This window comes from Streptomyces sp. NPDC090119, from assembly GCF_044747085.1.
GTDB lineage: Bacteria > Actinomycetota > Actinomycetes > Streptomycetales > Streptomycetaceae > Streptomyces.
In genome coordinates, this window is the sequence record NZ_JBIVDK010000002.1 from 1,085,529 (window position 1) to 1,098,750 (window position 13,222).

Sequence of the window (13,222 nt, forward strand, 5' to 3'; positions counted from 1 at the left end):
ATGCGCCGCGGCCTTCACGTCGTGCTGCTGGCTGCGTCCCTGACCGGATGCTCGTTCCTCGGCCCCGACTCGCCGTGTCCCCAGGCCGACGCGGACTCGCAGGTCTCTGTCGTATGGCGGCCCGCCGACTTCGGTGGCCGGGACGCGGTACGGGTCCGGGTGTGCGTGGACAGCACCTGCGAGGAGCGGCTGTCGGGCCGCCCCGACGATCCGTTCGCCTCGCTGCCGGTCCGGCTCCCGGACGGCGTCGGTGCGTCGGCCACGCCGGTACGGGTCACCGTGACCTCCGCGAAGAGCGGTGACAGGGTCGTCGAGGACAGCACCCGGGCCAGGCTGACGGAGGAGCATCCCAACGGCACGTCCTGTCCGCCCACCACGTGGACGGCCACGTTCCGTGTCCACCCCGTCAAGGGCCTCATCTCGCCCGAGGGCATGAAGCTCCAGGGCTGATTCCGCTGTGCGAGCGCCCGTCCTCCTGTCACCGCCGGGAGGGCGGGCGCTTTCGTTGCCGAGAGGCGCGAGAGGCGAGGGCTAGGGGCTAGGGGCGGGTCACCACGCCCTCAGAGCACCCCGCCCGCCTCCCCCCGCAGCAGCTCCGTCCAGTAGTGCCAAGACCCCCCGCCCGACACCCCCGTAGGGTCCAGCGCCGCCAGGGTGTCCAGCATCGCCGCCGCCAGCTGGTCGTACGCCCGTGTCGTCAGCTCGCCGGACAGGTGGGTGTCGATGGTGCGCTCGTGGTGGAGGAGCCAGAGGGTGAAGGCCAGGGTGGAGATGTCGGTGTTGAGGGGGTGGAGGGTGGCCTCGGAGTGGGTGAGGATCGCGCCGGTGCGGCCGTCGAGGACGAGGCAGGTGTCCGGGGTGAGGGGGCCGAGGCGGATCAGGTGGTCGGCGTGGGCCGGGAGGGCCGTGCGGTCCCCGGCGTGGTACTCCGTGAGCGTCGGCAGCGGCAACTCCGTGTCGAGCGCCTCCTCCGGCAGCCCCGTCTCGCGCAGGAAGCGGCGGGTCGGCTCATGGGTGAGCGTGGCCGGGAAGTCGACCTCCTCGAAGCGGGCCACGCGCCCGTGCCCGAACTCCTGGTCCAGCAGCCGCCCCGGCATCTCCAGCGCCAGCCCGGCCGCCCCCGGCGCCGCGACCAGGGACAGCGGGCGGATCAGCGCCGCCGCCTTCCAGTAGGCCGGGACCGCCCCGTCCGTGCCCTCGTCGAAGAGGGCCAGCAGCCGCCGGGATGCCTCGGCGGCCACACCCTGGCCGTACTGTCCCGCCAGGGAGGCGAACCGGCCGCGCAGGCCCGCCAGTTCCTCGGTGACGGCGGCGAAGCGGAGCATGGTGGTGAGGGAGGGGGCGAAGGGGCGCGTGCACGACGGGGTGGCGAGGTACGCCGTCGTGATCTCCCCCGTCGCGCCGTCGAGCAGTATCGACTCGCGCTGCAGCCCGGCCGGGTTGAGCAACTCCCCGATGACCAGCCGGTCCCGCAGCTCGTCCGCGAGGCGACACGGGCCCTCGGTCGCCTCGGCCAGCCTGCGCAGCCCGTGCGTGCGCAGCGGGGCAAAGGTCAGCAGGCCGGTGTCCGGGGGCAGTCCGGGGCCGGTGAGCAGGCCGCGCGTCGGCGCGTGCGTGACCCAGCGGTCCAGCTCGGCCTCGGTCAGCGTGATCGCCGTGACCTCGGCGTCGGTCATGCTCATGGCTCGCTCCCCCGCGATCTTCCTCGGTACGGCGGGCTCCGCGTGCGGCGGCCGTCCCCCGACTCCAAGGACTCTAGACCGCACCACTGACAACGCCCCGAGCGTGAAGACGCCCCGGACCGCGTTCGCGTTGCCTCGCCGGACCGGGGTTCAGCCGAACAGGCGACCTCAGCCGAACAAACCCCAGCTCACCGCGCGTTGACCACCGCGGCCTGCGGCCGGATCGGCAGCCGGTTCACCGGGCGTCCGGTGGCCGCCCGCACCGCCGACGCGATCGCCGCGGGCGAGGTCACCACCGGCACGGCGCTGACCGGCTTCGCGCCGAACGGCGCCACCACGTCCCGCTCCTCGACCAGCTTCACGATCTTGATGTCCGGCGCGTCCAGCGCGGTCGGCAGCGCGTACCCGGTGAGGTCGGGATGACGGATCAGTCCGCGCGGCGTGCGGAGGTTCTCGGTGAGCGCGATGCCCACGCCCTGCGTGACCCCGCCCTCGATCCGCGCCGCCAGCTGCGCGGGGTTGAGCACCCGGCCCACGTCCTGCGCGATCGCCAGCTCCACCACCCGTACCGAGCCCAGCTCCACGTCGACGTCGACCACCGCGCGGATCGCGCAGAAGGCGAGGCCGACGAAGGCGTCACCCTGACCGGCGCCGTCCAGCGGCTCGGTCGGATGGGGGCGGCACTGGGCGGTGGCCCAGAGTTCCTTGCCCTCCAGCGCCTCGGTGACGGTGGTGGAGAGCACCCCGTCGTACGAGGTGATCTTGCCGTCGGTGATCTGGAGCAGCTCGGTGGACATGCCGAACTTGTGCGCCAGCGGCTGGAGGAGCTGGGTGCGGACCATCTTGGCCGCCCGCTCCACCGCCCCGCCGGACACCCAGGTGTGGCGGCCCCGGCAGCCGGGTCCGGCCGGGGGCTGGTCGGTGTCGACCGGCGCCACGTGCACCTCGTCGATGCCGAGCGTCTCCTGCACGATCTGCCGGGCCAGCGTGGTGAAGCCCTGACCGGACTCCACCGCCGCGCACAGCACGGTGGCCACGCCGTCGTGCACCCGGACGGTCGCCGTGGACACCTCGTCCGTGCCCTCGGCGCCGAGCATGTGCACCATGCCGAGGCCGTAGCCGACGCCCCGGCGCACCGCGCCCGGCTCGCCCGCGCCCTCGAGGCCGCCGGGCAGCAGCCAGTCCTCCTCCGGGCCGTCCTTGGGCAGCGTCGGCAGCGGGAAGTCCCGTACCGCCGTGAGGAGTTCGGCGACCGGGGCCGGGCAGGTCACGGTCTGGCCGATGGGGAGCACGTCGCCGGTGGCCAGGACGTTGCGCAGGCGCACCTCGGCCGGGTCCAGGCCCAGCTTCTTGGCCAGCTTGTCCATCTGCGCCTCGTAGGCGGCGCACACCTGCATGGCGCCCTCGCCGCGGACATGGCCCGACGGCGGGTTGTTGGTGCGTACGGCCCAGCCCTCGATGAAGGCGTTCGGCACGACGTAGGGGCCGCACGCGAAGGAGACAGCGGCGGCCAGGGCGTCGGCGGAGGTGTCGGCGTAGGCGCCCGCGTCGAGCAGGATCTGCGCCTCGACCTTGACGAGTCTGCCCTCGGCGTCGGCGTGGTGGCGGTAGCGCAGCAGGGTGGGGTGGCGGTGGGCGTGCCCGAGGAAGGACTCCTCGCGGCTCGCGGTCAGCTTCACCGGGCAGCCGGTCTTCAGCGCGAGCAGGCCGAGGGGCAGCTGGAAGCCCTGGTCCTCGCGGTCGGCGGTGGCGCCGGGCACCCCGGTGACGACGATCTTCACCCGGTCGGCGGACAGCCCGAAGCAGGCCGCGGCGGTGTTGCGGTCGCTGTGCGGGTCGGTGGACGCGAGGTACAGCTCCACCCCGCCGTCCGGGCGGGGTACGGCGAGCCCGGCCTCGGCGCCGATGGGCGCGGGGTCCTGGCGGCCGATGCGGTACAGGCCCTCGACGACGATCTCGCCGGCCGCTTCGGGGTCGCCGTGGCGCAGCGGGATGTGCCGGATCAGGTTGCCGTCCGGGTGCAGCGGCTCGGCCTCGAAGGCGCGCTCGGGGTCGGTGACCGGGTCGAGGGGCTCGTACTCGACGATGACGGCGGCGGCGGCCATCCGCGCGGTGTCGGGGTGGTCGGCGGCGACGGCGGCGAGGGGCTCGCCGTGGTGGCGTACGACCTCGGAGGCGAACACCGGCCGGTCGGGGGTGCCCCGGCCGTGCCGGGAGGTGCCGGGCACGTCCTCGTGGGTGATGACGGCCCGTACACCGGGCATGGCCAGCGCGTGCGTGGTGTCGATGGAGACGATGCGCGCGTGTGCGTGCGGGGAGCGCAGCACGGCGGCCCACAGCAGGCCCTCGGCCCACAGGTCGGCCGCGTAGGGGAAGGTGCCCTCGGTCTTGGCGCGGGCGTCGGCGTGGGGCAGGGAGGCGCCCAGGCCGTGCGGCAGCGGTTCGGCCGGGGGGGCTTCCGCCGCCGTGGTCGCGGTGGCGGCTTCGTCGCTCACGCCTGGCCTCCGTCCTGGCCGTGGTGCGGGTCGTGCGGGGCGCCGAACGCGCCGAAGGCGCCGGGTGCTTCGAACGCCGAGGGGTTGACGCTCCCGGAGCCGGGGCCCGCCTGGTGCGGGATGCGCGCGGTGCCGTCGTCCGGTTCGAGGTCGGCGCCGATGCCCGCCTCGCGCTCGTCGACGACCTCGCGGACGGCGTCCAGGACGCCCCGGTAGCCGGAGCAGCGGCACAGGTTGCCGCAGAGCGCCTGGCGGGTCTCCAGCTCGGTGGGGGCGGGGTTGCCCTCCAGCAGGTCGTGCAGGGTCATGGCGATGCCGGGTACGCAGAAGCCGCACTGCACGGCGCCGCACCGGGCGAGCGCCCGCTGTACGTCGGAGGGGTGGCCGCCGCTGGCCAGGCCCTCGACGGTGCGGACCTCGCTGCCCGCGGCGGTGACCGCGGGGACCAGGCAGGAGGCCACGAGCCGTCCGTCGACCTGGACGTTGCACGCCCCGCACTCGCCCTGTGAGCAGCCGTCCTTGGCGCCCGCGAGGCCGAGCCGTTCGCGCAGCACGTAGAGCAGCGACTCGCCGATCCAGGCGTCGGTGACGGGCCGGTCGGCACCGTTGACGCGCAGCACGTAGGAGGCGAGGGGGTGTTCGTCCTGGGGCGGCGGCGGGGCCTCGTCCTCGGCCTCCCCGGCGTCCTCCTGGACGGCGTCGACGACGGCGGTGTCCGCCTCGTCGGCCGCTACGGGCTCCTCCACGGCCTCCGGGGCCGCTTCGGGCTCCTCGGTCGCACTCTCGTCCGACGAGCCGTCAGAGGCGCCCTCAGGGGCCTCTACGGGGCTCTCGGCAGGCTCGGTGGCCTCTGCGGACTCGGCGGGCTCGTGCTCGTAACCGCGGTGGGCCTCTTCGGGCGCGCGCTCCGCGTGCTGAGTGACCTCAGCGGGCTCCTGGGGCCCCCACGCCCCGCCGATGGTGTCGGTGACCCAGGGCGCGGCCGCGCCGCCGGGGAGGACCGGCGGGGCGGCGCCCCACTGCTCGGCCAGCGCGGAGGTGGTGAACTCGCCGGACTCGTCGGGCAGGTCGCCCCCGGCGACCGGCACGGACCACTGCCCGGTGACGTCGTGGCCGGGCGGGGCGGCGGACTCCTCGGCGGTCCAGTGCCCCTGCGCGCCGGGCTGGTAGGTGAACCGGTCGTCACCGTGCGGCTGCTGGGCCGGGGCGGTGTCCTGGGCGGCCCACTGGTCCCGGGGCACGTCCCAGGCACCCTGGCCGTGGCCCTGACCATGGCCCTGGCCCTCGTCCTCGCCCTCCGGCGGGGTCGTTATCCGGGGCGGCACATAGCTGTGGCCCGGCGCGGCCAGCGGGCTGTCACCGGCCAGCAGGGCGTCGATGCCGCCCTCGGGGAGCTGGACGAAGGCGGTGGCGCCGTCGTCGTACTCGCCCTGGGGCAGCGGGTCCCAGCGGCCGCCGCCCTGGGACGTGTCGTCCTCGTGTCCGCGCTGGTCGTCGGTCACGACAGCGCCCTCCCCAGTGCTCGTCGGGCCAGCGCGGCGACGGTGCGCCGCAGGTGCAGTACGGCGGGCGGCAGCGGGACGACCGTGCCGTCCGGCTCCGGCGCCGGGTCGGGGATGCAGGCCGCGGCGACGTACTCGCCGAACGCCTGGAGGGCTTCGGGGACGAGGGTGCGGTCGTTGTCCCAGTCGATGAGCTGCGCGACCCACTGCTCGGCGTCCAGCGGACGCAGCGGCATCGGCGCTATGGCGCCCACCGCGCACCGCACTCCGCGCCGGGCGGGGTCGAGGACGAGGGCCACGGAGGCGACCGAACGGCCGGGCCCGGTACGTCCGGTGGCCTTGAGGAAGACCTGGGGGGCGTGCAGCAGCGGAACCCGGACGTACCCGATGAGTTCGCCGCCGCGGAGCATCTCGACCCCGGCCAGCAGATGCGAGACGGGGACCTCGCGGCGGGCGCCGTCCGGTCCGGCGACGATCAGGGTGGCCTCCAGCGCGGCCAGCACCGGCAGCGCGTCGCCGGTGGGCGCGGCGGAGGCGACGTTGCCGCCGAGGGTGCCCGCGTTGCGGATGTGCGGCGGTCCGGCGGCGCGCGCGGCGGCGGCGAGCGCGGGGATCAGCGCGGCGAAGTCGGGGCGGCCCATGCGGGCGTGGGTGAGGCCCGCGCCGAGCAGGGCGTGGCCGTCCTGGTACTGCCAGCCGCGGATCTCGCTGATCCGGCCGAGGCCGACCAGCGCGGCGGGCCTGAGCTGCCCGGAGTTGACGGCGGCCATGAGGTCGGTGCCGCCTGCGACGGGGACCGCGGCGGGCATGGCGGTCAGAGCCGCCACCGCCTCGTCCAGCGTCGTGGGCAGCGTGACGGCCTGTGCCGCCTGCGGTGCGTGCGTGGTCAAACCGGCTGCCCCTTCCCGCTGCCCCACCTGGTCGCGCCTGTGCTGCCGTACGGTACGTGCCGACAGGGCGGACGTGGCAACTCTGGCACATCTTCGCAAGGCTCGGACGCGCGGGTCGGCCAAGGGGTGTTGACCCACTCCATCGGGCGGATGGTCCCGTTTACACCAGCATCTTCGGGTGGGTCCGATTGACCCTCTTCGGTGGTGTCCCGGATGGTTCTCCCGTTACGCGTTCGGGCTGCCGTTCGACGGCTCGGGCTCCACGGGCGGTCCCGTGAACGGCCGTCCCGGCACTCCGGGGCGCCGCTGCCAGGGGTGGGGGCCGCCGGGCGGGCGGTAGGCGACGCCGAGCGCGTCAAGTCGCCGGTAGTGGGCGCCCATCCGGCGCTCGAAGTCCGCGAGGTCCCGCTCGCCGGACGCGGGCGGCGGGCTCCAGACCACCTCGCCGAACGCGGCGAGCCGGGGGAAGACCTGGTAGTCGACGCGTCCGGCGTCCTCGGTCACCTCGGTCCACACATTGGCCTGGGCGCCCAGCACATGGCGTTCCTCGTCGGCGGTGAGGCCGTCCGGTACGGGCTCGAACCGGTAGACGTCGGCCAGGGTGCGGACGTAGCCGATGGGCACCGGTTCGTCCTCGCCGGGCGCCTGCCGGTGGTCGAGGTAGACGTGCTGCTCGGGGCACATGACCACGTCGTGCCCGGCCCGCGCGGCGATCCGGCCGCCCCGGTGGCCGCGCCAGGAGGAGACGGCCGAGCCGGGCGGCAGCGGGCCGTCGAGGATCTCGTCCCAGCCGACGAGCCTGCGCCCGCGCGCGGCGAGCCAGGCGCCGAAGTGCCCGGCGAACCAGGAGCGCAGCCCGTCCACGTCCGCGAGCCCGAGTTCCGCCGCGCGGGCCCGCGCGGCGGGCGACTTCCGCCACTGGTCCGGCGGGCATTCGTCGCCGCCGAGGTGCACGTAGGGCGACGGGAACAGCTCCAGCACCTCTTCGAGCACGCCCTCGTAGAACCGCAGCACGACCTCGGTGGGGGCGAGCACGTACGGGGAGATCCCCCAGTCGTCCCGGACGGTGAGGCCGCGGGTGTCGACGGCGTCGGTGTTGCCGAGTTCCGGGTAGGCGGCGATGGCGGCCTGGGAGTGGCCGGGAAGATCGATTTCCGGGACGACGGTGATATGCCGTTCGGCGGCGTAGGAGACGATCTCCCGGATGTCGTCCCGGGTGTAGTGGCCGCCGTGCGGTTTCGCCTCCCAGAGCGGGGACGAGCGGTGGCCGAATTTGGTCCGCGCGCGCCAGGAGCCGATCTCCGTGAGCCTCGGATGGCGTTCGATCTCGATCCGCCAGCCCTGATCGTCCGTCAGATGCAGGTGGAGGACGTTGAGTTTGTGCGCGGCCAGCAGATCCAGATAGCGCAGCACGCCTTCCTTGGGCATGAAGTGCCGGGCCACGTCGAGCAGCAGGCCGCGCCAGCCGAAGCGGGGCGCGTCGGCGATCCGCACCTCGGGCAGCCGCCAGGTACGGCCGGGCAGCGGGGCCCGCCGGAAGGCGTCGGGGCCGAGCAGCTGCCGTAGCGTCTGGGCGCCCCAGAACAGCCCGGCCGGACCGCCGCCGCGCAGGTCGGCGCAGGTCGGCGTGGTGTCGAGCCGGTAGCCCTCGGCGCCGAGTTCGGCGGTGACGCGCGGGTCGACGCCGAGCCGTACGACGTTCTCGCCGGTGCCGTCGGCCGGGGCGAGGGCGAAGCCGGTGGCCGCGCCCAGGGTGGCGCGCAGCCAGCGGGCGGTGCCCTCGGCGCCCTCCCCCAGGGCCGCCAGGCCGGTGCCGGGACCGAGCGGGAATCCCTCGCCCGAGCCTCCGTGCGCCTCGATCGGCGCCGGAATCACCTCAGGAATCCCACCGGTCACTTCAGCCCCCGAAATACCTCGGCATACCCCGGCGCACGGCCCGGAATCCGTGTCACGGGGACGCTGCCCCGGCGCCCGGTGAAACACGCGCGGAAAACACCGGGAAACGCGCCGGGGGCAATCCGCGCGGGAGGCGGGGTTACTTCTTGTCCTTGTCCCCGCCCTTGTCGCCACCGCTGCTCATGGACTCGTAGATCTCCTTGCACATGGGGCAGACGGGGTACTTCTTCGGGTCGCGGCCCGGCACCCAGACCTTGCCGCACAGCGCCACGACGGGCGTGCCGTCCAGGGCGCTCGCCATGATCTTGTCCTTCTGGACGTAGTGGGCGAAGCGCTCATGGTCGCCGTCGCCGTGGGACACCTGTGGCGTCGGCTCTACGAGGGTCCCCGTACCAGTCCCGCGCTCGGGCTCAAGAGTGCTCATACCGCCAAGGGTACTGAAGCTCACAGGCATCAGTTGAGCGATGGGTCGTCCGGATACGTGGCCACCATCGCCAGGTCGCCGCGCTGCCGTCGGAGCACCTCGCGCCACAGCCGTTCGGGGGCCGGGGAGGAGATGTCGCCGGGCTCGGACTCGACCACGTACCAGGCGCCCTGGTCCAGCTCGTCCTGGAGCTGGCCCGGCCCCCAGCCCGCGTACCCGGCGAAGATGCGCAGCGCGCCGAGGGCGGAGGCGACCAGCTCGGGCGGGGTCTCCAGGTCGACCAGGCCGATCGCGCCGTGCACCTGGCGCCAGCCGAGCGGGGCGGCGCTCTCCCCCTCGCCGCCGCCGGGGACCACGGCGATGCCGAGCGCGGAGTCCAGCGAGACGGGGCCGCCCTGGAAGACCACCCCGGGCTCGCCCGTCAGGGCCGCCCAGCCGGCCAGCACGTCGCGCACGTCGACCGGGGTGGGGCGGTTGAGGACCACCCCCAGGGAGCCCTCCTCGTCGTGGTCGAGGAGGAGCACCACCGCGCGGTCGAAGTTCGGGTCCGCCAGGGCGGGGGTTGCCACGAGCAGCCGCCCTGTGAGCGAGGACACCTCGGTCATGCCAGACATGATCCCGCATCCCGCCCCGCGTGGGGAGCCGAAAGGCACATGAACAGCGAGCACGCCCTCCGGGGAGCCGTGCGGCCCGGTGACCCGACGTGCCCGCGGGAGAACCGTTCGTGTTGTGACACGGCTGGCCGGTCCTCGGGCTTATGGGCGAAGGGTGATCCGCCATTACCCTGTCTCTCCGGCCCCTGCGCAAAGTGATCGGCCGACCCCTGCCCGACTCATCGGAACGCGAGATTCATGACCGTCAACGACGATGTCCTGCTTGTCCACGGCGGAACCCCGCTGGAGGGCGAGATCCGTGTCCGCGGTGCGAAGAACCTCGTGCCGAAGGCCATGGTCGCCGCCCTCCTGGGCAGCGCGCCCAGCCGCCTGCGCAACGTCCCGGACATCCGTGACGTGCGGGTCGTGCGCGGCCTGCTCCAGCTGCACGGTGTGACGGTGCGGCCGGGCGAGGAGCCGGGCGAGCTGATCCTGGACCCGACCTACGTCGAGAGCGCGAACGTCGCCGACATCGACGCCCACGCGGGTTCCAGCCGTATCCCGATCCTGTTCTGCGGCCCGCTGCTGCACCGCCTGGGCCACGCCTTCATCCCCGGCCTCGGCGGCTGCGACATCGGCGGCCGGCCGATCGACTTCCACTTCGACGTGCTCCGCCAGTTCGGCGCGACCATCGAGAAGCGGGCGGACGGCCAGTACCTGGAGGCCCCGCAGCGGCTGCGCGGCACGAAGATCGACCTGCCGTACCCGTCGGTGGGCGCCACCGAGCAGGTGCTGCTGACGGCCGTGCTGGCCGAGGGCGTCACCGAGCTGTCCAACGCGGCCGTGGAGCCCGAGATCGAGGACCTCATCTGCGTACTGCAGAAGATGGGCGCGATCATCGCCATGGACACCGACCGGACGATCCGCATCACCGGTGTGGACTCGCTCGGCGGCTACAACCACCGCGCCCTCCCGGACCGCCTGGAGGCCGCCTCCTGGGCGTCCGCGGCGCTGGCGACCGGCGGCAACATCTACGTCCGGGGCGCCCAGCAGCGCTCGATGATGACGTTCCTGAACACCTACCGCAAGGTCGGCGGCGCCTTCGAGATCGACGACGAGGGCATCCGCTTCTGGCACCCCGGCGGCCAGCTCAAGTCGATCGCGCTGGAGACGGACGTACACCCCGGTTTCCAGACCGACTGGCAGCAGCCGCTGGTGGTGGCCCTCACCCAGGCCACGGGCCTGTCCATCGTCCACGAGACGGTGTACGAGTCCCGCCTCGGCTTCACCTCCGCGCTGAACCAGATGGGCGCGCACATCCAGCTCTACCGGGAGTGCCTGGGCGGCTCGGACTGCCGCTTCGGCGCGCGGAACTTCCTGCACTCGGCGGTCGTCTCCGGACCGACCAAGCTGCAGGGCGCCGACCTGGTCATCCCCGACCTCCGCGGCGGCTTCTCGTACCTGATCGCGGCCCTGGCCGCCGAGGGCACCTCGCGGGTCCACGGCATCGACCTGATCAACCGCGGCTACGAGAACTTCATGGAGAAGCTCGTGGAACTGGGCGCGAAGGTCGAGCTGCCGGGCAAGGCACTCGGCTGACCGGTCCCGGATACGCAGAATGGGCGGCCCCCTTTCGGGGAGCCGCCCACTTTGCGTTATGGGGGTTACTTGCCCTTCGCGGCTTCCTTGAGCTTCGAGCCCGCGGAGACCTTCACGCTGAAGCCGGCCGGGATGTTGATGGGCTCACCGGTCTGCGGGTTGCGCGCGGTACGAGCGGCACGGTGGGTGCGCTCGAAGGTCAGGAAGCCGGGGATGGTGACCTTCTCGTCGCCCTTAGAGACGATGTCGCCGACGACCTCGGCGAACGCGGCCAGCACGGCGTCGGCGTCCTTGCGGGTCACCTCGGCGCGGTCGGCCAGCGCGGCCACCAGCTCACTGCGGTTCATGTTCTTACTCCCGTGTTCTTCTTGCCAATGAGGCGTGAGGTGAGATCGATGCCGATGCGCTCGCGCCCAGAGACGCATCCTGCCCCTACCTGCGGCGGGAAAGCCAATCCGGCACCCGTAGGAGTCATGAGACCACCCTGGGGAGTCACACGAAAAGCGCCTGCCCCGCCGACACCCTAGAGGGCGTCACGACCGGGGAACCGACGACTCGCCGTAGGGGAGGCAGCGCCGGTCCACACAACCTCCCCGACCCTACGGCAAGCGCCGCTAAGACGTCGCGGCAGCCGCTCCGGCCGCCTTGGCGGCCTCCCGGACGGCCCCGGCCACCGCGCCCGCGACCTTGTCGTTGAAGACGCTGGGGACGATGTAGTTGGCGTTCAGCTCGTCCTCGGTCACCACGTTGGCCAGGGCCTGCGCGGCGGCGAGCATCATCTCGGTGTTGACGGTGCGGGACTGGGCGTCCAGCAGGCCCCGGAAGACACCGGGGAAGACCAGCACGTTGTTGATCTGGTTGGGGAAGTCCGAGCGGCCGGTGGCCACCACGGCGGCCGTCTGCCGGGCCACGGTGGGGTCGACCTCGGGGTCCGGGTTCGCCAGTGCGAAGACGATCGCACCGTCCGCCATCGCGGCCACGTCGGTGCCGTCCAGGACGTTCGGGGCGGAGACGCCGATGAAGACGTCGGCGCCGCGCACGGCCTCCTTGAGGGTGCCGGTGAGGCCCTCGGGGTTGGTGTTGTCCGCGATCCAGCGCAGCGCGGAGTCCGCCGGGGCGTCCACCAGGTCCTCGCGGCCCGCGTGCACCACGCCGTGGATGTCGGCGACGACGGCGTTCTTGACGCCCGCGGCGAGCAGCAGCTTCAGGATGGCCGTACCGGCCGCTCCGGCGCCGGACATGACCACCCGGATGGACTCCATCGAACGGCCGGTGACGCGCAGCGCGTTGGTGAGCGCGGCGAGCACGACGATGGCGGTGCCGTGCTGGTCGTCGTGGAAGACCGGGATGTCCAGGGCCTCGCGCAGCCGGGCCTCGATCTCGAAGCAGCGGGGCGCGGAGATGTCCTCCAGGTTGATGCCCGCGAAGCCGGGGGCGATGGCCTTGACGATCTCCACGATGGCGTCGGTGTCCTGGGTGTCCAGGCACAGCGGCCAGGCGTCGATCCCGGCGAACCGCTTGAACAGGGCCGCCTTGCCCTCCATGACCGGCAGCGCGGCCTTGGGGCCGATGTTGCCGAGGCCCAGCACGGCGGAGCCGTCCGTCACGACCGCAACGGAGTTGCGCTTGATGGTGAGGCGCCGGGCGTCCTCGGGGTTCTCCGCGATGGCCATGCAGACGCGGGCCACACCGGGCGTGTAGACCATGGAGAGGTCGTCACGGTTGCGGATGGGGTGCTTGGACTGCATCTCGATCTTGCCGCCGAGGTGCATCAGGAACGTACGGTCGGAGACCTTCCCGAGCGTGACGCCGTCGATCCCGCGCAGCTCTTCGACGATCTCGTCGGCGTGCGCGGTGGAGCTCGCGGCGATCGTGACGTCGATCCGGAGCTTCTCGTGCCCGGACGCGGTGACGTCGAGGCCGGTGACCGAGCCTCCGGAGGACTCGACGGCGGTGGTGAGCTGCGATACGGCGGTTCCGCTCGCGGGCACCTCCAACCGGACCGTCATCGAGTAGGAGACGCTGGGCGCCGTTGCCATGGCCGACTTCCTCTGCTTTCACCGTGACGCGTGTTGTGCCGTCCGATCGTCGCACCTACCGCCGAGTACGTGGTAGTCGGCTCCGATTGCGGACGTTGTGTT

At 73.1% G+C, this 13,222-nt stretch carries 11 protein-coding genes; 2 read left to right on the forward strand and 9 right to left on the reverse strand.

Going from position 1 to position 13,222, the window contains the following annotated elements; translation table 11 throughout:
• Positions 1-450, forward strand: coding sequence for a hypothetical protein (locus ACIPPM_RS12305; protein WP_401446189.1), 450 nt, complete (start codon positions 1-3; stop codon positions 448-450).
• Positions 451-560: 110 nt separating this feature from the next.
• Here ACIPPM_RS12305 and ACIPPM_RS12310 read toward each other — a convergent pair whose 3' ends face one another.
• The 7 genes from ACIPPM_RS12310 to ACIPPM_RS12340 form a co-directional block, all read right to left on the reverse strand.
• On the reverse strand, positions 561-1,682 hold the full coding sequence (locus ACIPPM_RS12310) for an SUKH-4 family immunity protein (RefSeq protein WP_401446192.1): 1,122 nt from the start codon (positions 1,680-1,682) through the stop codon (positions 561-563).
• Between the two features lie 188 nt (positions 1,683-1,870).
• A complete protein-coding gene (locus ACIPPM_RS12315) occupies positions 1,871-4,177 on the reverse strand; it encodes a xanthine dehydrogenase family protein molybdopterin-binding subunit (protein ID WP_401446195.1) in 2,307 nt (768 codons plus the stop codon).
• Positions 4,174-5,679, reverse strand: coding sequence for a 2Fe-2S iron-sulfur cluster-binding protein (locus tag ACIPPM_RS12320; RefSeq protein ID WP_401446198.1), 1,506 nt, complete (start codon positions 5,677-5,679; stop codon positions 4,174-4,176). Before ACIPPM_RS12320 ends, ACIPPM_RS12315 begins: the two co-directional genes overlap by 4 nt.
• Entirely contained in the window at positions 5,676-6,569 is an 894-nt protein-coding gene (locus ACIPPM_RS12325) for an FAD binding domain-containing protein (protein ID WP_401446201.1), read from the reverse strand. Before ACIPPM_RS12325 ends, ACIPPM_RS12320 begins: the two co-directional genes overlap by 4 nt.
• A 225-nt stretch (positions 6,570-6,794) precedes the next feature.
• A complete protein-coding gene (locus ACIPPM_RS12330) occupies positions 6,795-8,453 on the reverse strand; it encodes a beta-N-acetylhexosaminidase (protein ID WP_401446474.1) in 1,659 nt (552 codons plus the stop codon).
• A 151-nt stretch (positions 8,454-8,604) separates the two neighbouring features.
• Complete coding sequence (locus tag ACIPPM_RS12335; RefSeq protein WP_030810948.1) at positions 8,605-8,889, reverse strand: DUF3039 domain-containing protein; 285 nt, start codon at positions 8,887-8,889, stop codon at positions 8,605-8,607.
• Between the two features lie 29 nt (positions 8,890-8,918).
• Complete coding sequence (locus tag ACIPPM_RS12340) at positions 8,919-9,494, reverse strand: YqgE/AlgH family protein (protein ID WP_388994241.1); 576 nt, start codon at positions 9,492-9,494, stop codon at positions 8,919-8,921.
• A 246-nt stretch (positions 9,495-9,740) separates the two neighbouring features.
• Between ACIPPM_RS12340 and murA the strand changes: the two genes are divergently transcribed.
• Complete coding sequence (gene murA, locus ACIPPM_RS12345; RefSeq protein WP_031182632.1) at positions 9,741-11,081, forward strand: UDP-N-acetylglucosamine 1-carboxyvinyltransferase; 1,341 nt, start codon at positions 9,741-9,743, stop codon at positions 11,079-11,081.
• Positions 11,082-11,146: 65 nt separating this feature from the next.
• Here murA and ACIPPM_RS12350 read toward each other — a convergent pair whose 3' ends face one another.
• Together ACIPPM_RS12350 and ACIPPM_RS12355 are read right to left on the reverse strand one after the other, a co-directional pair.
• Entirely contained in the window at positions 11,147-11,428 is a 282-nt protein-coding gene (locus ACIPPM_RS12350) for an HU family DNA-binding protein (protein ID WP_018549700.1), read from the reverse strand.
• A 267-nt stretch (positions 11,429-11,695) separates the two neighbouring features.
• Positions 11,696-13,120 carry an NAD-dependent malic enzyme gene (locus ACIPPM_RS12355; protein ID WP_401446208.1) on the reverse strand — a complete coding sequence of 475 codons (1,425 nt, stop codon included), beginning with the start codon at positions 13,118-13,120 and terminating at the stop codon, positions 11,696-11,698.
• Positions 13,121-13,222 lie beyond the last annotated feature (102 nt).